1 pseudogene is annotated in these 289 nt (G+C 47.4%); it reads right to left on the reverse strand.

The window, feature by feature from the left end:
• A pseudogene (locus LI114_RS13910) lies at window positions 1–289 on the reverse strand (hypothetical protein); the annotation flags it as partial.

The raw sequence follows: 289 nt of genomic DNA on the forward strand, positions 1-289 counted from the left end.
GTATCCGGATTCAACGGGTCGGTGTGATAATCATTCACTTCTTCTCCGCCTTTCAAACCATCGCCGTCGGTATCGTCATTCTGCGGATCAGTTCCCAACTCTATCTCCTGTGCATTGGTCAATCCGTCTTCGTCAGGATCAGCGTCTGCGTCCGAAACACCATCGGTTACCGAATCATACTTTGTGGGATCCGTTCCTGTTATGTATACTTCCTGATAGTCGGTCAGACCATCCCCATCAGTATCGGGATTATTCAAATCTGTACCGATCATATTCTCATAAATGTCCG

This window comes from Ruminococcus sp. 210702-SL.1.03, from assembly GCF_020559915.1.
Lineage (GTDB): Bacteria > Bacillota > Clostridia > Oscillospirales > Ruminococcaceae > YE71.